Origin of the sequence: Nocardia sputorum (assembly GCF_027924405.1) — a bacterium.
Classification (GTDB): Bacteria; Actinomycetota; Actinomycetes; order Mycobacteriales; family Mycobacteriaceae; genus Nocardia; species Nocardia sputorum.
This window is the reverse complement of sequence record NZ_AP026978.1, coordinates 1,023,892-1,046,209: the sequence shown is the minus strand read 5'-3', so window position 1 is coordinate 1,046,209 and position 22,318 is coordinate 1,023,892. Positions and strand designations below refer to the sequence as shown.

General features: G+C 71.2%; 20 protein-coding genes. 10 read left to right on the top strand and 10 right to left on the bottom strand.

Annotated features, from left to right (window positions below; genetic code table 11):
- Positions 1–73: 73 nt before the first annotated feature.
- From QMG86_RS04620 to QMG86_RS04610, 3 genes are all read left to right on the top strand, one after another.
- Complete coding sequence (locus tag QMG86_RS04620) at positions 74–1,276, top strand: serine/threonine-protein kinase (RefSeq protein WP_281877875.1); 1,203 nt, start codon at positions 74–76, stop codon at positions 1,274–1,276.
- Positions 1,276–2,496: a mannose-6-phosphate isomerase, class I gene (gene manA, locus QMG86_RS04615; protein ID WP_281877873.1), complete on the top strand. Its 1,221-nt coding sequence runs from the start codon at positions 1,276–1,278 to the stop codon at positions 2,494–2,496. The genes QMG86_RS04620 and manA overlap by 1 nt, the downstream gene beginning before the upstream one ends.
- A 73-nt stretch (positions 2,497–2,569) precedes the next feature.
- The gene (locus tag QMG86_RS04610) at positions 2,570–3,496 is read left to right on the top strand and encodes a cation diffusion facilitator family transporter (protein WP_281877872.1); all 927 of its coding nucleotides are present in this window, start codon (positions 2,570–2,572) and stop codon (positions 3,494–3,496) included.
- 34 nt (positions 3,497–3,530) lie between these two features.
- On the opposite strand, the gene QMG86_RS04605 is transcribed toward QMG86_RS04610, so the two are convergent.
- Positions 3,531–5,000, bottom strand: a complete 1,470-nt coding sequence (locus QMG86_RS04605; protein WP_281877871.1) for a phytoene desaturase family protein — start codon at positions 4,998–5,000, stop codon at positions 3,531–3,533.
- 452 nt (positions 5,001–5,452) lie between these two features.
- On the opposite strand from QMG86_RS04605, the gene QMG86_RS04600 reads away from it, so the two are divergent.
- The gene (locus QMG86_RS04600) at positions 5,453–5,668 is read left to right on the top strand and encodes a DUF4287 domain-containing protein (RefSeq protein WP_281877870.1); all 216 of its coding nucleotides are present in this window, start codon (positions 5,453–5,455) and stop codon (positions 5,666–5,668) included.
- A gap of 54 nt (positions 5,669–5,722) precedes the next feature.
- Here the strand turns inward: QMG86_RS04600 and QMG86_RS04595 are convergent, their stop codons facing one another.
- Positions 5,723–7,081 carry a cation:dicarboxylate symporter family transporter gene (locus QMG86_RS04595; RefSeq protein WP_281877869.1) on the bottom strand — a complete coding sequence of 453 codons (1,359 nt, stop codon included), beginning with the start codon at positions 7,079–7,081 and terminating at the stop codon, positions 5,723–5,725.
- 188 nt (positions 7,082–7,269) lie between these two features.
- On the opposite strand from QMG86_RS04595, the gene QMG86_RS04590 reads away from it, so the two are divergent.
- Both QMG86_RS04590 and QMG86_RS04585 read left to right on the top strand, forming a co-directional pair.
- Positions 7,270–8,772 carry a sensor histidine kinase gene (locus tag QMG86_RS04590; protein WP_281880772.1) on the top strand — a complete coding sequence of 501 codons (1,503 nt, stop codon included), beginning with the start codon at positions 7,270–7,272 and terminating at the stop codon, positions 8,770–8,772.
- Positions 8,769–9,470: a response regulator gene (locus tag QMG86_RS04585; RefSeq protein WP_281877868.1), complete on the top strand. Its 702-nt coding sequence runs from the start codon at positions 8,769–8,771 to the stop codon at positions 9,468–9,470. The genes QMG86_RS04590 and QMG86_RS04585 overlap by 4 nt, the downstream gene beginning before the upstream one ends.
- Here QMG86_RS04585 and QMG86_RS04580 read toward each other — a convergent pair whose 3' ends face one another.
- The 3 genes from QMG86_RS04580 to QMG86_RS04570 form a co-directional block, all read right to left on the bottom strand.
- Positions 9,471–10,772 (bottom strand): cytochrome P450, encoded by a 1,302-nt coding sequence (locus tag QMG86_RS04580; protein ID WP_281880770.1) that lies wholly within the window; start codon positions 10,770–10,772, stop codon positions 9,471–9,473. It abuts the gene before it with no gap.
- 123 nt (positions 10,773–10,895) lie between these two features.
- Positions 10,896–11,618 (bottom strand): TIGR03089 family protein, encoded by a 723-nt coding sequence (locus tag QMG86_RS04575; protein WP_281877867.1) that lies wholly within the window; start codon positions 11,616–11,618, stop codon positions 10,896–10,898.
- Between the two features lie 3 nt (positions 11,619–11,621).
- A complete protein-coding gene (locus QMG86_RS04570; protein ID WP_281880768.1) occupies positions 11,622–13,031 on the bottom strand; it encodes an LCP family protein in 1,410 nt (469 codons plus the stop codon).
- A gap of 272 nt (positions 13,032–13,303) precedes the next feature.
- On the opposite strand from QMG86_RS04570, the gene rfbD reads away from it, so the two are divergent.
- The 3 genes from rfbD to manB all read left to right on the top strand — a co-directional run bounded on the left by rfbD (position 13,304) and on the right by manB (position 16,274).
- Entirely contained in the window at positions 13,304–14,173 is an 870-nt protein-coding gene (gene rfbD / locus QMG86_RS04565; protein WP_281877866.1) for a dTDP-4-dehydrorhamnose reductase, read from the top strand.
- A gap of 80 nt (positions 14,174–14,253) precedes the next feature.
- Positions 14,254–15,150 carry a glycosyltransferase family 2 protein gene (locus QMG86_RS04560; protein ID WP_281877865.1) on the top strand — a complete coding sequence of 299 codons (897 nt, stop codon included), beginning with the start codon at positions 14,254–14,256 and terminating at the stop codon, positions 15,148–15,150.
- Positions 15,151–15,194: 44 nt separating this feature from the next.
- Positions 15,195–16,274 (top strand): mannose-1-phosphate guanylyltransferase, encoded by a 1,080-nt coding sequence (manB, locus tag QMG86_RS04555; protein WP_281877864.1) that lies wholly within the window; start codon positions 15,195–15,197, stop codon positions 16,272–16,274.
- A gap of 117 nt (positions 16,275–16,391) precedes the next feature.
- On the opposite strand, the gene QMG86_RS04550 is transcribed toward manB, so the two are convergent.
- Positions 16,392–17,987 (bottom strand): carboxylesterase/lipase family protein, encoded by a 1,596-nt coding sequence (locus QMG86_RS04550; RefSeq protein WP_281877863.1) that lies wholly within the window; start codon positions 17,985–17,987, stop codon positions 16,392–16,394.
- Positions 17,988–18,187: 200 nt separating this feature from the next.
- On the opposite strand from QMG86_RS04550, the gene QMG86_RS04545 reads away from it, so the two are divergent.
- Positions 18,188–18,415, top strand: coding sequence for an FmdB family zinc ribbon protein (locus QMG86_RS04545; protein WP_281877862.1), 228 nt, complete (start codon positions 18,188–18,190; stop codon positions 18,413–18,415).
- 9 nt (positions 18,416–18,424) lie between these two features.
- Here QMG86_RS04545 and QMG86_RS04540 read toward each other — a convergent pair whose 3' ends face one another.
- From QMG86_RS04540 to QMG86_RS04525, 4 genes are all read right to left on the bottom strand, one after another.
- A complete protein-coding gene (locus QMG86_RS04540) occupies positions 18,425–18,700 on the bottom strand; it encodes an Rdx family protein (protein WP_159847259.1) in 276 nt (91 codons plus the stop codon).
- Between the two features lie 18 nt (positions 18,701–18,718).
- Positions 18,719–19,108, bottom strand: a complete 390-nt coding sequence (locus QMG86_RS04535; protein ID WP_281877861.1) for a YchJ family protein — start codon at positions 19,106–19,108, stop codon at positions 18,719–18,721.
- 136 nt (positions 19,109–19,244) lie between these two features.
- The gene (locus QMG86_RS04530) at positions 19,245–19,733 is read right to left on the bottom strand and encodes a hypothetical protein (RefSeq protein ID WP_281877860.1); all 489 of its coding nucleotides are present in this window, start codon (positions 19,731–19,733) and stop codon (positions 19,245–19,247) included.
- Between the two features lie 7 nt (positions 19,734–19,740).
- Complete coding sequence (locus tag QMG86_RS04525; protein ID WP_281877859.1) at positions 19,741–22,185, bottom strand: AAA family ATPase; 2,445 nt, start codon at positions 22,183–22,185, stop codon at positions 19,741–19,743.
- Between the last annotated feature and the right edge of the window lie 133 nt (positions 22,186–22,318).

Sequence of the window (22,318 nt, the reverse complement as noted above, 5' to 3'; positions counted from 1 at the left end):
CGCTGTCGCAGCCGGACCGGGAGGGCGTGGGGGCGGAAAAGACACAGCGCGATGAGGGGAGGTGGGACGCCCGATGATCGCTGGAACACCGGTGCTCGACCTCGACGATGCCGCATCACTCGAGGCCGCCGACGCAGGCGGCGCCCTTCGCTCGGCCGCCTCCGGCGGCGCCCAGGTACGCGCTACCGCGGCGGCCGTGGGTGAGGACGCGCTGGCCCGGCTGGCCGATCTGCGGCCCCGCAGCGTGGTGCTGGTCTCCGGTTCCGGACGGGCCGCGCGTGCCGCCGGACTGCTCGTAGCCGCGCTCGGCGATCGTGCCGGCCTACCCGTGGTGCCCGCCGCCGCTCTTCCGCCGTGGGTGGGGCCGCTGGACGTCGTCCTGGTCTCCGGCGACGACGCGGGCGATCCTCGCCTGATCGATGCCGTCGACCGGGCGCTGCGCCGCGGCGCCGAGGTGGTCGTCGCCGCGCCGCACGAGGGGCCGCTGCGCGCCGCCGCGGCCGGACGCGCCGCCGTGCTGGAGCCACGGGTGCAGGTACTCGGGCACAACCGCCTGTTGCGCTTCCTGGCCGCCGGAATCGCGGTGCTGCGCGCGGTCGACCCGCAGCGCACCGGGCCCGTCGTCCCGGAACTCGCCGAACTGGCCGACGTGCTGGACGCCGAGGCGCTGCGCGACGGCCCGCACAACGAGGTGTTCCACAACCCGGCCAAGACGCTGGCCGCCCGCATGCAACAGCACGGCATCGTGCTCGCGGGCGATTCCCCGGCGGCCGCTGAACTGGCCGAGCACGGCGCCGAGGTGCTGCTGCAGTCCGCGGGCAAGGTCGCCACCGCGGTGGATCTGGCCGAGGCCGTGGCGGCGCGGACCCGGATGGCCGAGGCGGCAGGCGAATCCGCGCCCGGCTTCGATCCGCTGTTCCACGACGAGGAACTGGACGGCCCCGCCCCGGTGGAGCGCATCCGGGTGTTCGTGCTCAGCGCCGATCGCGATCGCGCGGCCGCGCGCCGCCGCATCGCGGTGTTCGGCGGGGAGGGACCGAACCTGGTGGACGCCGATCTGGTGAATGCCGACGTCGACCTGCTGCACACCGAGATGACCGACCCCGCCGCCCCCGCACCGGCCCGCGCCGAGGAGCCCGCGCCCGCGAACGGCACCGAGCTCGAACAGCTCGCGGTACTCGCGCTGCGACTGGAGATGGCCGCCGCCTACCTGCGCCTGATCGGCTCGCGCACCGCCGCCGCCGACAGCCAGGGGCAGTACGGGGGAAGCTACTAGTGCACGAACTCGTTGGTGCGCTGCGCTCGTATGCCTGGGGCTCGCGCACCGCGCTCGCTCAGCTGTGCGGCAGGCCGGTGCCGTCCGCGCATCCGGAGGCCGAACTGTGGTTCGGCGCTCACCCCGCCGACCCGGCGCACGTGCGCGTCGGCGACGGCACCACCTCGCTGCTGGACCTGATCGCCGGCGATCCGGACCGGGAGCTGGGCTTCGCCGCAGACCGATTCGGCGGGAAGCTGCCGTTCCTGCTCAAGGTCCTGGCCGCGGAGGAACCGCTGTCGCTGCAGGCGCATCCGAGCACGGAGCAGGCGCGGGCCGGCTTCGATCGGGAGAATCTGGCGAAGGTGCCGTTGGATTCCCCGCTGCGCAACTACCGCGACGACAATCACAAGCCGGAGCTGGTCGTCGCGCTGGAGCGATTCGAGGCGCTGGCCGGTTTCCGCGATCCGGACCGCACCGTCGCGTTGCTGCGCGCACTGTCGGTGGACGGGTTGCGCTCCTATTGCGAACTCCTTGCCGCCCAGCCGGATTCGGCGGGCCTGCGCACACTGTTCACGACCTGGATCACGCTGCCGCAGCATGTGCTGGCCACGTTGCTGCCCGAGGTGCTCGACGGGTGTGTGCGGTACCTGTCCGGCAAGGGCTCCCGCGAGTTCACGGCCGAGGCGCGCACGACGCTCGAGCTGGCCGAGGCATATCCCGGCGACGCGGGTGTGCTGGCGGCGCTGCTGCTGAACCGCGTGACGCTGGAGCCCGGGCAGGGCTTGTTCCTCGCGGCCGGGAACCTGCACGCCTACCTGCGCGGGGTGGGCGTGGAGATCATGGCGAACTCCGACAACGTCCTGCGCGGCGGCCTCACCCCCAAGCACGTCGACGTGCCGGAACTGTTGCGCGTGCTGGATTTCGAGCCGATCGGCCTGCCGGTGGTGCTGCCCGAACCGGCCGGCGACGGCTCGGTGCGCTATCGCACGCCCGCCCCGGAGTTCGCGCTGCGCCGCTTCGACCTGGTCGCCGGTTCCGCGCGGGTGCCGCTGACCGCGGCGGGGCCGGGCATCGTGCTGTGCACGGCGGGGACGGTGCGGCTGTTCCGGGAGGGCTCGTCGCTGGAGCTCACCCGGGGCGCCGCGGCCTGGATCTCCGCCGCCGACACCGACATTCGCGCGCAGGCGGTGGACGGTGCGGTCCAGCTGTTCTGCGCCTGCGTCGGTGCGGCCGGCTGACCGATCCGGAACGCCTGGTACCCGGTGCCCTAGTCTGTTCGCGGTAGGTGGAAAACAGAGAGGACATGCTTCCATGTCGGCTGGCGGTGGCAAGAAGGCGATCATCGCGGCGTTGACCGCGAACGCGGGGATCGCCGCGGCGAAGTTCGTCGGTGCGGCGATCACGGGATCGGGGTCGATGCTCGCCGAGGCCGTGCATTCCGTGGCCGACACGGGCAACCAGGGTCTGCTGCTGCTGGGACAGCAGCGCGCCGCGAAGGAAGCCGACGAGCTGCACCCGTTCGGCTACGCGCGCAATCGCTACTTCTACTCGTTCATCGTGGCGCTGGTGTTGTTCACCCTCGGCTCCGGTTACGCCATCTACGAGGGCATCCACAAGATCCAGCACCCGGAGGAACTGAGTTCGCCGATCGTGGCGATCGTCATCCTGGTGATCGCGATCGCGCTGGAGACCTACAGCTTCACCACGGCGGTGCGCGAGTCCGCGCCGCTCAAGGGCGGCGCGAGCTGGTGGCGGTTCATCCGCAATTCGCGCAGCCCGGAGCTGCCGGTGGTGCTGCTGGAGGACACCGGCGCGCTGATCGGTCTGGTCTTCGCGTTCGCGGGTGTCGGCCTGACCATGCTCACCCACGACCCGATCTGGGACGGCGTCGGCACGCTGGCCATCGGCGGCCTGCTCGGCGTCATCGCGATCGTGCTGATCGTGGAGATGCAAAGCCTGCTGATCGGTGAGGGCGCGACGCCGGAGGAGAACCGGCGGATCCGCGCGAACCTGGTCGACGAGACGCGCATCGACCGCGTGATCCACCTCAAGACCCAGTACCTCGGCCCGGAGGAGCTGCTCGTGGCCGCGAAGGTCGGCGTGGTGCCCGGGCTCGACGTCGCGGCGATCGCCGACGCCATCGACGACGCCGAGTCCCGCGTCCGCGCGGCGGTGCCCGCGGCGCGCGTCATCTACCTCGAACCCGACCTCTACCGCACCGAACTCGCCAAGGGCTAGGCGGGACATCCCACTCGCGCGGGGACCTGCGCGGTCAGCGGTGCTGGAGAGCGGGAGCGCGTAACAGATCGAGGGGATCGGTGCGAACCCCGAAACGGTCGCGCAGGGCGTGGCGCGCGGCGTGCAGCCCGCTCATGCCGTGGACTCCCGGGCCGGGCGGGGTCGCTGACGAGCACAGGTAGACACCCGGGATCGGTGTGGCGTAGGGGTTCCAGCGCGGGGCGGGACGGAAGGCGAACTGCCGCAGGGTCATCGCCCCGGCGGAGATGTCGCCGCCGATGTAGTTCGCGTTGTGCGAGGGCATCTCTGCGGCGGTGATCACGTTCTTCGCGACGATCAGATCGCGGAAACCCGGCGCGAACCGCTCGACCTGAGCGATCACCTCGGCGCTGACATCGCGGGTGGAGCCGTTGGGCACGTGGGCGTAGGTGTAGAACGTGTGGCCGCCCGCGGGTGCGCGAGTGGGATCGACCACGTCCGGCTGAATGGACAGCACATAGGGCCGTTCGGCGTGCCGCCCCATGGCCACGGCGTGCTCGGCGGCCATGGCCTCGGCGCGGGTGCCGATCACGTGCACCGTTCCGGCCAGCGCGCAGCCCTCGGCCTGCCACGGCACCGGTCCGGAGAGCGCGAAGTCGATCTTGCACGCCGCACCGCCGTACCGGAATCGCCGCAGCCGCTTCGCGTACCGCGCGGGCAACCGGTGCTCGGCGATGCGCAGCAGTTCGGCGGGAGCCAGGTCGAGCAGGACAGCGCGCGCGTCGGCGAACTCGTCGAGCGAATCGACCCGGTGCCCGGTGTGCACCCGGCCGCCGAGACGTTCGAGTTCGGCGATGAGCGCGTCGGGAATGGCCTGACTGCCGCCGCGCGGAATCACCCAGCCCCCGACATGGGCCAGTGCGCCGAGCATCAGCGCCGCGCCCGCGGCCGTGATGGCACGCGGCGGAATGATCGCGTGCGTCGCGATGCCGGTCAACAGGGCGGGCGCGACCTGTTCGCGAAACCTGATGTCCCACAGCGGCGAGCCCTGCTCCAGGGTGCGCAGGCCGAAACGCATCGCGGTGGCGAGCCCGGACGGGACGCGGCGCAGATCCGACATCGCGAGGTCGACCACGTCCGGCCAGTGCCGTACCAGCGGAGCGAACAGTTTGTGCCAGGCCGGGCCGTCGGCGCCGAGATCGTCGACCGTCCGTTCCAGGTCCCGCCAGGCCAGTCCGGCCACGCCGCCGTCGAGCGGATGCGCGTAGGAGACCTCCGGCGCGAGCAGGTCGACGCCGTGCGCGGTCAGGTCGAACGCGCGGAAGAACGGCGCGGCCGCCGCCATCGGGTGCGCGCCCGCGCACAGGTCGTGCCGATAGCCGGGCAACGTCAGTTCCGCGGTGCGGCATCCACCCCCAGCCGTCGCCTCGGCCTCGTACACCTCCACGGCGAGTCCCGCCCGGGCCAGGATCACCGCGGCGGCGAGCCCGTTCGGACCGGAACCGACCACCACCACATCAGCCATATCCCCACGCTACCGGCCGACCTGCTCTCGACGCGGTCGCCGACACCGCAGCACCGCCGCACCCAGCAGTACGGCACCAGACGCGCGTCGTCAGTGCGGACGCCCCACCGCTTCGAGCATGGCCTGACGCCAGGCCTGCTCCGGACGACCCGGACTCGTTCTCGAAGGCCGGAACATGGCCCCGCCTCCAGACCTCGCCGACCGCGGCGAGCCACTCCACCACCAGGACGTCCGATCGCCGGCCGCGCTGCTCAGGTCGAAGACGGCCGCCGCGTTCGAGGGTGGCCAGACCGTGCGCGGGCCGCCTCGGTGCGCGCGCCCACTTCGGACTCCACCGAGCCATAGCGAATCCTGTTTCAGGTGATCCCGAACACTTGGGCGGGACCGGCGACGACTTTCCGAAGCCCGCGCCGTCCGCACCAACGAACGCACGACGAGCAAGGAGAACCACCATGGCGACCAAGCCGCACGGCCCCGCGTCCTACTTCCCCGCCATCGAGGCCAAGTACGGCCGCGCCATCGAGGAGTGGAAGACCGCCATGCGCGACTCCGGACTGACCTCGCACAAAGAACTCGTCGAATGGCTGAAGACCGAGCACGGCTTCGGGCACGGCCACGCCACCGCCCTCACCCAGCACCACCTGCACCCCGAGAAGTGGGCGGCCTGACCCCGGACACCACGAAGGGCCCGCAGATCCTGCGGGCCCTTCGTCCTGCGCGCGCTATGCCTGGACCAGGTCCTTGGTCTCGGCCTCCTGCGGCTGCGCGGGCGTGCCGTGGTCGTCGTCGACCATGGTCCGCTCGTCGAAAGGCGCCTTGCGCTCGAGCACGTCGCGTACCCGATCCACGTCCACGGTCTTGGTCCAGGTACCGATCAGCACCGTGGCGACCGCGTTGCCGGAGAAGTTGGTCAGCGCCCGCGCCTCGGACATGAAGCGGTCGATGCCGACGATCAAGCCGACGCCGTCGAGCAGTTCGGGACGATGACTCTGCAATCCGCCCGCCAGCGTGGCCAGCCCAGCACCCGTCACACCGGCCGCGCCCTTGGACGCGACGATCATGAACAGCAGCAGCCCGAGTTGCTCGCCGATGGACAGCGGCTTGCCCATCGCCTCGGCGATGAACAGCGACGCCATGGTCAGGTAGATGGCGGTGCCGTCCAGGTTGAACGAATAGCCGGTCGGCACGACGACGCCCACGGTGGTGCGTTCCACGCCCATGTGGTCCATCTTCGCGATCAGCCGGGGCAGCGCCGATTCCGACGACGAGGTCGCGACGATCAGCAGGTACTCCCGCGCGAGGTAGCGGACGAGCTTGAAGATCGATACCCGCGAGACGCTCCACAGCAGCAGTCCGAGCACGCCGAAGACGAACACCACGCAGGTGAGGTAGAACGCCAGCATCAGCGTGCCCAGCTTCACCACGGCGTCCAGGCCGGTCTTGCCGACCACATTCGCGATCGCCCCGAACGCGCCGATCGGCGCCAGCCACAGGATCATCACCAGGATCCGGAACACGAGCTTCTGCAGCAGCGCCACACCGCGCAGGATCGGCTCGCCCGCCGTGCCCATGGCTTGCACCGCGAAACCGACCAGCAGCGCGACGAACAGCGCCTGCAGGACATTGCCCGTGGTGAGCGAGGACAGCAACGTCGAAGGGACGATGTTCTGGATGAATTCCCAGGTGCCGCCCGCACTGTGCGCGGTGTTGGCCAGGTCGTGACCGGCTTTGGCCGACTTGCCGATATTCAGTCCCGCGCCGGGTTGCAATAGATTGCCGACGACCAGGCCGATCCCGAGCGCGATGGTCGACATGACGAGGAAGTAGCCGATGGCCAGCCCGCCGACCTTGCCGACGGTGGCCGCCGCGCGCACCGAGCCGATCCCGAGCACGATGGTGCAGAAGATGACGGGAGCGATCATCATTCCGATGAGGTTGACGAAGATGGTCCCCAGCGGGGCGAACGACTGCGCGGCGCCGGGCGCCAGCCGGCCGACCAGGACGCCCGCAACCACCGCCACGATGACAGCCAGATACAGCCAATGAGTGCGGTCGCGCCGCGTGCGAGTCGAGTCGCTCATAGCGAGGATTTCCCTTCGAACGGTACCGACGCGAGGTGGCTCACGCCTTCCAGGCAGAATGATGGTCGGCCGGGTGATCCCGGTCACTGTTTGGTGCATTACGTTCAGCGGAGGCAGAGCTTGTGAGACGCGGTCGGCTCTCCCTCGCCGGGCAGGCGTTCGTCTTCCAGTTGGTCGTACTCGCGGTGATGATCGGGATCGGTGTGGTGCTCGCGGTCCTGGACGCCAGGCACGACAGCGACGTCACCACCACCAGGGAGGTCACCGACGTCGCGGTGAGCGTGGCCGACGCGCCCTCCACCGTCGACGCGCTGCGCAGCGCGGATCCGACGGCGCTGTTGCAGCCGGTGACCGAGGAGATCCGGCGCGAGACCGGCATGGACTTCATCGTGGTCATGGCGCCGGACCGGACCCGTTACACGCACACCAACCCCGCGATGATCGGGCTGCCGTTCAGCGGCACCATCGATCGCGCGCTGGCCGGCGAGACCTTCACCGAGACCTTCACCGGCACGCTCGGCCCCTCGATCCGGGCGGTCACGCCGGTGCACGACAACGGGCGGATAGTCGCCTTGGTCTCCGCGGGCGTGACCCGTGCCAAGATCGGCGACCAGGTCGCCACCCAGCTCCCGGTGATCCTGGGCGTCGCGGGAGCGGGCCTGGTGCTGGCCGCGGGCGGTTCATTCCTGCTCAGCCGCAGGCTGCGGCGGCAGACCCACGGCCTGGCGCCGGACGAGCTGCGCGTGATGTACGAGCACCACGACGCCGTGCTGCATTCGGTGCACGAGGGGTTGGTGGTGTTCGGGCCGTCCGGCGAGGACGCCGAGGTGGTCAACGACGAGGCGCGCCGCCTGCTCGATCTGCCGCCGGGCCAGGTGCGGCGCAGCGACCTCCCGCTGTCGCTGCAGCGGATGAGCTGGGGCACCGTCCGCGACGAGACGCACGTGACCACCGACCGGATCCTGCTGGTCAACCAGGACACCGTCGAATGGGAAGGCCGGGCGATCGGCACGGTGATGACCATCCGCGACCACACCGAACTGCAGGCGGTGATGGGCGAATTGGATTCCGTGCGCAGCTTCGCGGAGTCGTTGCAGGCACAGGCGCACGAGTCGGCCAACCGGTTGCACACCGTGGTCACCATGGTCGAGCTGGGCCGCCATCGCGAGGCCGTCGAGTTCGCCACCGCGGAACTGGAGCTGTCCCAGGCGCTGATCGACCGGCTGTTCGCCGCGGTGGGCGCGCCCGCCCTGGCCGCGTTGCTGCTCGGCAAGGTGAACCAGGCCGCCGAACGCGGCATCGAGCTGACCATCACCGACGACACCGCGCTGGACTCGGTGGAGCCGCTGTCCCCCCACGAAACCGTCACGCTGGTCGGTAATCTCGTCGACAACGCGATCGATGCCGCGGCGGACAGCACGTCCGGCTGGGTGGAGGTCACCCTGGCGCACCGACGCGACGCCGCGGACGAGTCGATGCTCTACATCCGGGTCGCCGACAGCGGTCCCGGCATGTCCGCGGAGATGTTCGCGCGCGCGTCCCAGCGCGGGTATTCGACCAAGGCCGCCCATCACGGCCTCGGACTCGCGCTCGTCCACCGGCTGATGGCTCGCCACGGGGGCAGTATCCGCACCCAACGGGATCCCGAAAGCGCGGTGACCGTGACGATTCCACGAAAGGAAGCGCGATGATCCGTGTGCTGATCGTCGAGGACGAGCCGCTGATCGCCGAGGCGCACCGCGCCTACGTGGAGCGCATCGCCGGATTCACGCCCGTCGGCGTCGCCCACACCGGACGCGAGGCGATGCGCGCGGCGGCCGACGCGGCGGCCGAGGGCACGCCGATCGATCTGGTGCTGATGGACATCGGCCTGCCCGACGCCAGCGGCCTCGACGTCGCCGCCGCGCTGACCGGTCTGGCGCCGCGCCCGGACGTCATCGCCATCACCTCGGCGCGGGACCTGGCCATGGTGCGCACCGCCGTGTCGCACGGCGTCGTGCTGTATCTGCTGAAGCCGTTCACCTTCGCCGCGTTCCGCGACAAACTCGACCGTTACCGCGAGTTCCGCACCGCGCTTCCGGCCGGTGAGAGCGCCATCTCCCAGCACGACATCGACCGGGCGCTGAGTGCGCTACGCACCCCCGACCAGCGCGCGGCGACACCCAAGGGCGTCGCGCCGCAGACCCTCGACGAGATCTCCCGCACGGTGCGCGCGGCCGAGGGCGAGGGCGTGACCGCCGCGGACACCGCGACCTCGGTCGGCGTCTCGCGCATCACCGCCTGGCGTTACCTGGAGAAACTGGCCGACGACGGGCTGGTCGTCCGGCGCTCGGACTACGGCAGGGCCGGGCGTCCGAAGACCCGCTACGTCTGGAAGACCACCGGTTGATCAGACCGGCTCCGGCGCCTGCGCGGGTTGCCCGAGACGCACCGGCAGCCGCTCGTAGCCGTGCAGGGTGAACAGCGCGCGCCGCTTCGGCGAACCGTCCGGGCGCAGTCCGGGGAACCGCTCGAAGAGGGCTCGCAACGCGTAGACGCCTTCCATCCTGGCCAGGCTTGCCCCCAGGCAGACGTGCACGCCGCTGCTGAACGACAGGTGCTCCTTGGCGTTGTCGCGCCCGACGTCGAATCGCCCGGGATCGGCGAAGACCGCCGGGTCGCGGTTGGCTCCGGCCAGCGACAGCACCACCGTGTTGCCCTCGCGCACCGTGATCCCATCGATCTCCACGTCGGTCAGCGCGGTCCGCGCGGTGGTCTGCACCGGTGAGTCGAAGCGCAGGATCTCCTCGACGGCGTTGGGCCACAGCTCCGGTTCCGCGCGCAGCCGCTCCAGCTGATCCGGGTGCGCCAGCAGCTGCGCGACACCGTTGCCGATCAGGTTGACCGTCGTCTCGAAGCCCGCTCCCATGAGCAGGCTCGCGGTGGCCTTGAGCGCGTAGGAGTCCAGCTCCCCCGCGGTGACCAGCGCGGAGAGGATGTCCTCGCCCGGCTCGCGGCGCAATCGTTCGATGTGCTGGTCGAGGTAGTCGTTCATCACCTCCATGGCGCGCAGCGCGTCGCGGTACGCCCGCCACGGGATGCCGACGTCCAGCAAAGGCGTCATCTGATCGCCCCAGTGCAGGAACCGCGCTTTGTCCTCGTCGGGGAACCCGAGCATCTCCGAGATGATCGCGATCGGCACCTGGGCGGCGAACGACCGGATCAGGTCCGCCGAACCGTGCGCGGGCAGCGCGTCCAGCAGCTCCGCGGTGACCGTCTCGACGCGGTCGCTGAGCCTGCGGATCGCGCGCGGGGTGAACGCCGAGGCGACCGGCTTGCGCATGGCCGTGTGCTCCGGCGGATCGATCACCAGCATCGAGGGCGGCTCGACCGGATTCGGCGGCAACGGGAAGCGTTCGGCCAGTTTCTGCAGCGGCTTGGGGATGTTGAAGCTCTCGGTGGTGCGCACACCGAAACGGCTGTCGCGCAGGATGGCGCGGCACAGCTCGTGGTCGAAGGTCGCCCACGCGATGGAGGTGCGCAGCAGCCTTCCCTGCCCACGCAACCGCTCGATGAGCGGATACGGGTCGTCGAAGCCCGCGGGCCCGCCCATCAATTCGGCGAACGGGTCACCGTGGCGCGCCTGCAGGCGCAGGACGAGGCGCGGCGCGCCCTGTACGGACAACCAGCGGAACCAGTAATGCGGCTGCATACTCCAAACCCCCTCGTCGTGCGGTGACTCCACCGTACGGAACGCTACCGGGTTGTGGAACGTGCTCAGGTCGGATTCGGCGCTGATACCGTGGTAGGAGCCGCTACCGGCCGTGCGCCGCGCTCATCCGCGCTGCGCGGTCACCCGCTCCGCCGCGACGCGCCGCTCGCGCTGCGCCGGATCGGGGTTGATCACCTGCACCAGCGACGCGCCCGCGGCGAGCACCGCGAGATACCCGTCGATCAGTTCGGCCGGCGTGTCCCACGGCGTGCTGGACAGCACCCGGTCCCCTTCGGCGAAGCCCTGCCGCATGGCGGACTTCCGCGCCTCGGCGAGCACCTCGGCGACCGGCATGCCGTCCAGCGCGACCCCCGCGCCGCGAGGCAGGAACTGATCGCCGTGCACGCGCACGGAGGTGGCGAAGTCGGTGACGCCCACCGGCACGTCGCGCACCGGGGACCCCATCGCGTCCAGCGACAGCGCCGCGACCTCGCCCACGCCGTCGGCGTCGTCCAGGCGATCCAGGGTGACCAGGGCGAGATCGGCGTCCTCGTCCGGGCGCAGCACCACCTCGGTACCCGCCCACCAGCAGCCGAGCAGCACGGCGGCGGTCTGCCAGTGCGCGGGGAGCAGGACCGCGACCCGGGCGCCCGGGCTCAGGCCGAACTCGTCGCGAATCAAGTTGGCGGTCTTGGCCGCCCAGTTCGCCAGGGTCGCGCCGGACAGCTCGATACGGGCGCCGGTGGCGTCGTCGTAGTAGGTGACGCGCGGGCCCGCGGGATCGCGGGCGAGGATCGGATCGAGTACCGCTTCGGTGAGGGTGTTTGCCTGGTCGATGTCACGCATGGTTCAGTTCACGCATTTCGGTCCGTTCTGGCCTGCGTCGATCGGTGGAGCGGGCGGGACTGGTGTGGCCGCCGCCGACGATCCGGACAGGTCGAACATCCGGCTCGCCGACGAGCCCGGACCAGAATAGTCGCTCGCCAGTACGACGCTCACCGAATCCGGGGACAGCGCCGGATCCGCCAGCACCGGCAGCCCGCCCAGCGTCTTGGCCACCGCCTGCGCCTTCGGGCTCCCGGTGTCCGCGGCGAGCACCCGGCTGCTCGTGACGCGGCCGCCGCCGTAGTTGGACACCGTGCCTTGACGGAAACCTTTGGCGCTCAGAGTCTGCGCCACGTCGGCCGCGAGGCCGCCGACGCCGCCCGCGTTGTAGACGCTCACGGTCACCGTCGCGGGATCGAAGCCCGGCTCGGCGTTGCGCGGGGCCGGGGCGTCGCCGACCAGCGACGCGACGTAGGACTTGACCGCCTTCGGCTCGACCTTGACGACGGATTCGCCGTTGCCGGTTTCCCCGTTGAGGTCGGCGACCGGGATGGTCTCGAATTTCACCTGGCCGCCGGACAAATCCTTGAGCCGCTGCAGGAACGCCAGCACGTCCCAGTCCTCGTCCAGCACGATCGTGCGCCCCACCGCGTCGCTGAGCTGCTGCAGCTTGACCGGATTGGCCAGCGTCTTCGCGCTGAGCACCTGCTGCACCAGCTGTGCCATGAACACCTGCTGGCGCACGATGCGGTCGATGTCGCCGCGCGGCAGATCGTGGCGCTGGCGCACGAAACTCAGTGCCCGCGGCCCGTCCAGGCGCTGACGTCCCGCCGGGAACCGCGCGCCGGACATCCATTCGTCGACCGGGTTCTTCAGGCACACCTCCACCCCGCCGACGGCGTCGGTGAGCAGCGCGAAGCCGAGCAGGCTCACCTCCGCGTAGTGGTCGACGGTGATGCCGGTGAGACCGGCCACCGTCTTGATCAGCGCCTGCCTGCCCGCCTGGGTGGACTGCCGCTCCGCGTCGGCCTGCGCGACCCCCTGCTCGGTGAGCTTCTGCAACTGCGTCGCCTTGGTCGCGCCGTAGGCCGAATTGATCTTGCCCATGCCCAGGCCGGCGATGTTGACGTAGGAGTCGCGCGGGATGGAGATCGCGGTCGCCGAGCGTCCGTCGTTCGGCACGCGCAGCAGCACGATGGTGTCGGTGTTGGTGCCGACCTCGTCGCCCGCGTGCAGCATCGCGCGCTCGGCCTCCGACAGCGGGTTGCCGTGCGCGTCGGTGCGGCTGTCCACCCCGACCAGCAGAATGTCCACCGCGCCGTCGCGGCTGCCGCCGAGGCCGAGATCGCCGAGGCGCTCGATGTCGGCGACCAGCGCGTCCACGCTGTGCCAGGCGAAACCGGTGAGCGCCAGCACGATCACGGCGGCGGCCACGGCGAACGAGCGCAGCGGACCGAAGGAAGGGTCGCGGGTTCCGGTCCGCCGCGCCGCCGATGTGCCCCTCCGCTGCGACAAGTCTCATCCTCTCGCCGAAAACCCGCTCTCGCCGAAAAATTGGTGTCCTGGCGACGCGCGCGCAACCGATCCGCCACCATGGTTACCGCTCGCCCCGCCCGATTTCGGGATCCCCCGATAGCTCAAGGCTATCGAACGGTTATCGCGAACGGCCGCAACCGAGGGACCGGCGGCGTGCCAGACTTGCGCCCGTGACCGACCCCACCGCCCCCCAACCCACCGTATCCGCCCGCCTCGTCGTCACCGGGGCGCACGGACAGGTGGGCCGGGAACTGCGGCGTCTCGCCCCGGCCGCCGACGGCTACGGGCGCGCCGACCTCGACATCACCGATCCCGTCGCCGTGCGCGCGGTGCTCACGCCCGGCGACGTGGTGCTCAACTGCGCCGCCTATACCGCCGTGGACCGGGCCGAAACCGAAGCCGAAGCCGCGTACGCGGGCAACGCCACCGGACCAGCCGTGCTCGCCGAGGTCTGCGCCGACCTCGGCGCCCGGCTGATCCATCTGTCCACCGATTACGTCTTCCCAGGTACCCAGGATCGGCCGTACGACACCGCCGATGTGACCGGACCGACGTCCGTGTACGGGGCGTCCAAGCTCGCGGGCGAAGAAGCGGTGCTCAGCCGCTGCCCGGACGCGCACGTGGTGCGCACCGCGTGGGTATACAGCGGGCGCGGCGGCGATTTCGTCGCGACGATGCTGCGGCTGGAGCGGGAACGCGACACCGTCGACGTGGTCGACGACGAGGTCGGCTCGCCCACCTACGCCGCCGACCTGGCCGCCGCGCTGCTGGAACTGGCGGGCCGGCCGGACGCCCCGCGGGTGCTGCACGCCACCAATGCGGGGCGGGCCAGTCGATTCGAGCTCGCCCGCGCCGTATTCGCGGGTGTCGGCGCCGATCCCGGGCGGGTCCACCCGTGCAACTCGTCCCGGTTTCCCAGACCCGCACGGCGCCCGGCGTATTCGGTGCTCTCGCCGCGGGCCTGGAACGACGCCGGACTGACGCCGCTGCGGGATTGGCGCACGGCGCTGCGCGACGCGCTGGCGCGGCGGTCCGGCTAGGCGGTGCCCGCGCCGGTGCTCCCACCATGCGCGGGCCATCGACGGACGGCGTCCGGCCGCGCCCATTAGAGTTGGCTGTCGTGAGTGATTCCGATTCCGCCGCGCCCGCGGGCCTGGCCGTCGTCACGGTGACCTACTCGCCGGGTGAGCACCTCGAGCACTTCATCAGCACCTTGGCCGCGGCCACCGCGGAGAAACCGCAGGTGATCCTCGCCGACAACGGGTCGGTGGACGGTGTGCCGGAGCTGGTCGCCGAGGCCAATTCGCACGTGCGGCTGCTGCGCACCGGCGGCAACATCGGCTACGGCGGCGCGATCAACCGGGCGGTCGCGGAGATCGATCCGGGCATCGAGTTCATCGTGATCGCCAACCCGGACATCCGCTGGGGCACCGATTCCATCGACAAACTGCTCGCCGCCGCCAAGCGCTGGCCGCGCGCGGGCGCGCTGGGGCCGCTGGTGCTCGAGCCGGACGGCAGCGTCTACCCGTCGGCCCGGCGGGTGCCCGGCCTGCTCGACGGCGCAGGCCACGCGATCCTGGGCACGGTGTGGAAGTCCAATCCGTGGACCCGCCGCTACCGGCAGGAGAACGAGGAGATCTCCGAACGCGCCGTCGGCTGGCTGTCCGGGTCGTGCCTGCTGGTGCGGCGCGCGGCGTTCGACTCGATCGACGGCTTCGATTCCCGCTACTTCATGTACATGGAGGACGTCGACTTCGGCGACCGGATGGGCAAGGCGGGCTGGCACAACGTGTTCGTGCCGGACGCCGAGGTGACCCATGCGAAGGGTCACGCCGCGGGCCGCCATCCCGAGAAGATGCTGCCCGCCCACCACGCGAGCGCCTACCGGTTCCAGGCAGACCGGCATCCGCACTGGTGGCAGGCTCCGCTGCGGCTGGCGTTGCGGGCCGGACTTGCGATCCGCTCGCGGATTGCGGTTCGATCTGCCCTGCGCCAGCAGGCGCGCGACGCCGGGTAACCGGCGGCGCAGGCGAGAAACGACCTTGTGAACAGGGGAGCTTGATGGCAGGAAATACAGGCACCGACGCGGTGATCCTGGTCGGCGGGCAGGGCACGCGGCTGCGTCCGCTGACCCTTTCGGCGCCCAAGCCGATGCTGCCGACGGCCGGGCTGCCGTTCCTGACCCACCTGCTCGCCCGTATCGCGGAGGCCGGGATCACCCACGTGGTGCTGGGTACGTCGTTCAAGGCCGAAGTGTTCGAGGAATACTTCGGCGACGGCTCCGACCTCGGCCTGGAGATCGAGTACGTCACCGAGACCGAGCCACTCGGCACCGGCGGCGCGATCCGCAACGTGCTGCCCAAGCTGCGCGCGGACAACGTCATGGTGTTCAACGGCGACGTGCTCGGCGGCACCGACCTCGGCGCGGTGCTCGACACCCACGAGTCGACCCGCGCCGACGTGACGCTGCACCTGGTCCGGGTCAGCGACCCGCGCGCGTTCGGCTGTGTGCCCACCGACGAGGACGGCCGGGTCACCGCGTTCCTGGAGAAGACTCAGGACCCGCCCACCGACCAGATCAACGCCGGGTGCTACGTCTTCCGTCGCGAGTACATCGAGAAGATCCCGGCCGGGCGCCCGGTGTCGGTGGAGCGCGAGGTGTTCCCGGCGCTGCTGACCGAGGGCGCCCGCCTCCAGGGGTACGTCGACGCGTCGTACTGGCGCGACATGGGCACCCCCGAGGACTTCGTCCGCGGTTCCGCCGACCTGGTCCGCGGCATCGCCCCCTCCCCCGCCCTGCCCGGTCAGCGTGGCGAGTCGCTGGTCCATCCCGGCGCGGGCGTCGCCCCGGGGGCGGTGCTCATCGGCGGCACGGTCGTGGGCCGCGGCGCCGAGATCGGCGCGGGCGCACGCTTGGACGGCGCGGTCGTCTTCGACGGCGCTGTGATCGAGGCGGGCGCCACGGTCGAACGCACGATCATCGGGTTCGGGGCGCGCATCGGCCCGCGCGCGCTCGTGCGCGACGGCGTCATCGGGGACGGCGCGAACATCGGCGCGCGCTGCGAACTGCTGCGCGGGGCCCGCGTGTGGCCCGGCGTGGAGATCCCGGACGGCGGCATCCGCTTCTCCACCGACGTCTGACGCGCGCGGCCGCAGATTCCCGCCGGGGCGTATCGGACTTCGATCTACGCGGGCGGAACGCCGATCATGCGGTCTCGGGTATCCACACCTGCGGTCGCCAGGCGCGGACAACGCCTGCTAGGAGAACCCGACGGCTTGCTGCCCCCAGGCGGTGTGCAGGTCACGGTCCGGGTCGTCGACCACGCGGTCGACGCTGTCGAGGAGCAAGGTGGTGCGGGCGGGCAGGCGGTAGGGCGGCCAGTGTTTGGAGCCGTCGAGGGCGGCGGGAACGCCGTGGGCGGCGAAGGCGAGCCAGCGGCGCATCATCCGCCCGGAGACCTCCATCGCCGCTCTGCGCCCGCCGAGCCAGAACGTCGGGTCGAGGTTGAGCGTGCCGAAATTGCCGAAGACATAAGGCAATTCGGTGGCGTGGCCGGCGCCGACCCGAGCCGCGCGCAGCATCGGGGTGGCGTAGTCGAACCGGTACATCCAGGTGGGCGAATGCTCGGCGTGACCGTCGGCCACCCAGTGCGCGGGCATCCGGAACGCCGCGTCGGTGGACATCGCCAGGGCTCCGCGCGCCTTGCCGAGGTCCGGGTAGGCCGAGGTGATCTCGGCGATCCGCTCCGCGGACATCTCCGGGTGGCTCGCCGCGACGTCCCGCAGCATCGCGTTCACCGCGTCCGGGGTCACCGGCATGATCGGTGAACGCAGCAGCCGGAACAACGACGCCTCGTCCTTGTTCGTCCCGATGATCAACGGCACCCGGTGCGACCCGCCACGCTGGAACCGGTCGATCGGGTAGGTCGGCAGGAGATCGCCGTCGACCACGGGCGCGGCCGCGAGCCTGCCCGGCTCCTTGAGCGGTATCTCGTCGAGCAGGACACCCGCCGCCGTCACGATCCGCTCGATCGGGCATTCCAGCAGCTCCGCCGCCCGGGCCGGGGGCAGTTCGATCAGCTCGAGGAAACGCTGCGCGACCGTCGCCGCCCGCTCCGGACCGAACACCGTGGTCGCGGGCGGGCTCTGCGCGATCGCCTTGTGGAACAGGCCCGCCGCGCGCGGCGCGGTGAGCAGCGCGGTGACGCAGCCCGCGCCGGAGGACTCGCCGAAGAGCGTGACGTTGCCGGGGTCGCCGCCGAACGCGGCGATGTTGTCGCGCACCCACTCCAGTGCGGCGATCTGGTCGCGCAGGCCGAGGTTCGGCGCGAAGTCCTCGCCGAGCGAGGACAGGTCGAGGAAGCCCAGCGCACCGAGGCGATAGTTGACCCCGACGACCACGACGTCACCGGTCGCGGCCAGTTTGCGCCCGTCGTAGATCTGCTGCGCGGCGGTGCCGAGGCAGTACGCGCCGCCGTGCAGCCAGACCAGCACCGGGCGCGGCTCGGTGTCCGCGACGCGGTGCGGATCGCCGGTCTCGGGCCGTGGTGACCAGACGTTGAGCCAGAGGCAGTCCTCGCCCATGGTCAGGCCCGAGTCGATGGGGACCATGGTGCCCATCGTCTGCGGGGCGATCTGCCCGAACGAGGTGCAGTCGCGCACTCCCTCCCAGGGCTGCGGGGGCTGCGGCGGCGCGAACCGGGCCGGTCCGGTGGGGGCCGTGGCGTAGGGGATGCTGCGCCAGACGGATACGGAGCCCTCGCGCACGCCGCGGACGTCGCCGTGCGCCGTTCGCGCGATGGGCTCGGCGAAACCGTCGGGACCGGGCACCGCCTCGGAGAACTGAGCGCGCATCGCGGACCTCCTCATCCTTCTTTTCGAGAGTACGTCGAAGATCAGCACGCCAGCGTCGCGATGTGGGACATCGCCGCGTCGACTCCCATTCATCCGCTGTTCAGGCCCTGCCGTCGGCTGCTGTGTCGAATCGGTCACGGCGGCCGCCGCCACTTCCGATCGTCTGGAGGATGCGCGGACGCAGGCCCTAAACTGAGCGGATGCCGAGTTACAGCTATCGGTGCCGCAGTTGCGGCGACACGTTCGAGGTGACCCGCCCGATGGCGGAGTCGTCGGCGCCGGCGACCTGCCCGGTCGGCCACGACGACACGGTCAAATTGCTGACCACTTTCGCCACCGTCTCCCGGGGCGGCGTGAGCGCGCCCGCGCCGAGCCCCGCTGCGCCTCCGGCCGGCGGCGGCTGCTGCGGTGGCGGCTGCTGCGGCTGACTTCCGGCGTCAGTCGCGCCGGTCGGCGTGACCGAGGTCGCGGTCGGGTGCCACCCGGTCGCGCACCCGCTGCTTGAGCACCGCGATCTCGGGGAAGCCGCCGTCGGTCTTGCGTTCCCAGATCTGTTCGCCGTCGACGGTGATCCGGAAGATCCCGCCCGAACCCGGGAGCAGCGCGACCTCGTCCAGGTCGGTGGCGAACGTGCTGAGCAGTTCCTGCGCCATCCAGCTCGCCCGCAGCAGCCAGCGGCATTGGGTGCAGTACTCGATCGCGACGCGTGCCATGCCCGCTGACGCTACCGGTCACTCGGCGTGCGTGCCGTCCAGGTAGACCCAGGCGCCGTCGGAGCGAGCGAATCGACTGGTCTCGCGCAGTGCGCCGCGCCCGTCCGCATCTCGGTAGTGCGCGACGAACGCCACCGTTCCGGTGTCGTCGAACAGCCCGCCGCGGTCGGTGCGGGTGATCTCCAGGAACAGCCAGCGCTGGGCGGGGTCCACCGTGAGTTCGCGCGGGCGGGTGCGCGGATGCCAGGAACGCAGCAGATAGTCGACATCCCCCACCGCGAAGGCGGTGTAGCGCGAGCGCATCAGCGCTTCGGCCGTGGCAGCGGGACGCTCGCCGCGCAGCACCGGACCGCAGCAGTCGTCGAAAGCCTCGCCGCGCCCGCACGGGCACCGTCGTGATTCGCTCATGCCACGTCCTTTCCGGCCCGAGTGAGGCACCGCATGGTCACGCTCGCCAACGTCTGCCCCGATCCGCTCATATCGTGCCTCTGTCCGGCCGGGCGGCATACTCCACGCGCACACTTGACCGCATCATCGCAGGGGGTCAATCTCGGCGCGCCTCCACGGCCGCCAAGTCCGCGGCCAAGGCGACGGTCTGTTCCCGCCAGCGCCGTAGATCGGTGACGCTGGGCGCGAGTTCGTAGTCGTGGTGGTGGGCCGCGCGCGACAGCGCCGCCCAGAGCACCGCGACGCGCGCCGCCACGTCCGGTCCCGCGAAGGCGCGCAGCGCGATCAGCTGCGCCCGCATCGGGCAGCGGACCAGCGCGGGCGCCAGCCGCAGCCACAGTTCGTCCACGGCCTGCTCCAACGCGATCCGCAGGATCCAGGCTGTCGCCCGCGACCACAGTCCGCCCGCGTCGGTCACCGATCCGGCGAGCAGCAGATCGACGGTCTCCAGCCGCTCGGCGATCGACGGCCGATCGGCGCGCGGCCGACGCGCGCCGTTGTTCCGCCCACGCTGTCCGTGCCGGGGCGCGCGACCGCCGCCCGCGGGCCCACGGCGCGCGCCGACCGGCTTGCGCCGCCCGGTCATCCGCGCTTCACCTGGCCAGCCACGCGACGAATTTCTCGGTCTCACCGATCAACTCGCGCATGTCCCGCCCGATCGGCACGTGCGCGCCCGCCGTGGCGTCGCGCAGTGCGTCCACCACCCACCGCCCTTCCCGCTCGATCAGATTCTTGTTCAGGTCGTCGACCTTGCTACCCACCCCGAAGACCGCCAGCGCCACCTTCGCCCTGGTGGAGTGGGCGGCATCGATGTGGCGTTCCACCTCGCGGTGATTCATACCCGCGGCGAGCAGGGTGCGCCGCGCCCTGGCCAGACTGGCCGCCTCCACCGCCGAACGGCAGCAGGTGGCCACCAGTTCGTCGGCGATCGCCGCGGGCAACTGGGGCGTGCGGACCAAGGCGCGGGCGTCGTCGAGATAGCGTCGGATCGGGTCGCTGGACACCCGCACCTCGACCACCGAGCGGTCGCGGCGCTGCACTTCCAGGACGGTCGCGTCGAGCTGCATCCGCCGCACCGCCTCGGCGAGGCGCTCGTCATGGGTGAAGACCACCACCTGACGGGTCCAGGCCACCGTGGCCAGCACCTGCGCCAGGCCGTCCACCTTGGCCGGGTCCATCGCCTGCACCGGGTCGTCGATCATGACGAAACGGAACGGGCTCTCCTCCACCGTGGCGCGCGGCAGGAACAACGACAGACCCAGCGCGTGCAACTCGCCCTGGCTCATCACGCCCAGCGCGGCCCCGTCCACCTCGTCGACGGTCACGTCGAGCAGCACGCGCCGCGCGGTGCCCGCGTTGCCCTGCAAGCGGATCGCGCCCAGCTCGACGTTGCTCTGCTGCCGCAGCGTGCGCCACACCCAGCGGGCCGTCGTCTCCAGCGGCGTCATGCGCTCGCCGCGCAGGCCCGCGGTGGCCGCTTTCAGCCAGTCCTCGGCCTTCTTCACCGTGCGCAGTTCCGCCGCGTGCGCGGCCACCTCACGCGCGCCCTCTAGCCAGGTCACGATCCGCGGCACCAGCGGGGTCCACACCTCGTCCAAGCGGTCGAGTTCCTTGCGGGTGCCCTGCTGCAGCAGGTCGAGCTCGTCCACCAACCGCGCGTGCGCGCTGCGCAGCAGCTCGGGCAGGTCCGGGGTGTATTCGGCGGTGGTCAGCGCGGCCCACTCGGCCCACGCCTCGCGCACCGCCGTGGTGTCGACCGACGGCGGGTTGCGCGGGTCGAAATCCAATTCGGCGGGAACGAGTTCGGGAAGCGCCCGCGCGGCCCGCACGGCGTCGCCGAGTTCGACGCGGGCGGTGGTGAGCGCGTCCACCCGGGCAGCGAGCCGCTCGATGGCCGTGTCGGTCTCGCGTGCCCAGTCCTCGTCCAGTGCGCCGCGGCCGCACACCGGGCAGGGGCACGGCCCGCTCGCCGCCTGATGCGCACGCGCCATGCGCAGCAGTTCGAGCAGGCGCAGATCGGCTTCGGCGTCGTCGGTGGCGCCCTCGGCGATGGCCGCGCCCCAGGTCTCGAGCCGGGTGGCCACCGCATCGACTTCGGCGTCGCCGGGCAGCGCGAGCCGCACGATCGCGCGCAAGCCGTCCGGGCCGGCCGGGTCGTCCACCACGCCCAGCACTTCGCGACCCACCGCGGCGAGGTCCGGTTGAGCGGGCCGCAGCAATCCGGCGACCCGGACCGCCCGGTCGTCGGCCACCGACGCGAGCAGTTCCAGCAGCTCCAGCCGCTCCTGACGCGAATCCCGCACCGCGCGTTCGAGTTCCAGGCGGCGCATCCGGATGCGTTCCTGCGCCAGGGTGAGTTCGTCGAGACCCAGCAGTTGGTGCAGCGCGTCGAACAGGTCGCTCGGCTTCCCGTCCACCAGCGCGCCGAGTTCGCTGTAGGACAGGAACGGACGGTAGAGCTCGAGCTGGGCCGCCCACCGGTCCATGTCGAACGCCGACGGCGGCGCGGGCGGATAGCGCTGGGTCCAGTGCGCGTCGGGCAGGTCGGCGTCGGCCGCCCATTCCTTGGCGATGGTGAGCCGGGGCGCGTCACCGGCGGTCAGCAACTCCAGCTCGATGCGAGCAGCAGCGCCGTCGTGCAGGTTGCGCCAGCCTTCCCGCCAGGCCGCCGAGCGACCGTCCCACCGACGGTTTCCACCGGTCAGAGCCATTTCGGCGGCTTCGGCGAAACTGGATTTGCCGCTGCCGTTGCGGCCGACCACGAGCGTGAGACCCGGACCGGGTGGCAGTTGCAGCGTCGTCTCGGGACCGATGCCGCGGAAACCGCGTACCCGGATGGCGCTCAGAAATATGCCGGAATGATCGAATGTCGTTGCCCCATCACCCGATTCGGCGGCGCCCAGGGCGCGCAGCACGGTCCGCGTGACCGAGGGCGTGACCGCCGGATCCTCGGCGAGGCGCCGGGTCACCACCTCCGAGAGCCGGGGCGGCGCGTCCGCGGAACCGACGGCCTGGACAGCGTCGGGATCCAGGCGCATGCGAAAAATCCCCTCCACCATCGAGCCGCCACACGTCCTCCGACCCCGTGCGCGGCGCCTTGTCGAAGCTGTGCGAAACGCTACCCGATCGCGCCGGGATCGCCCAGCGCACCCAGGCGAATCTGCCCGCGGG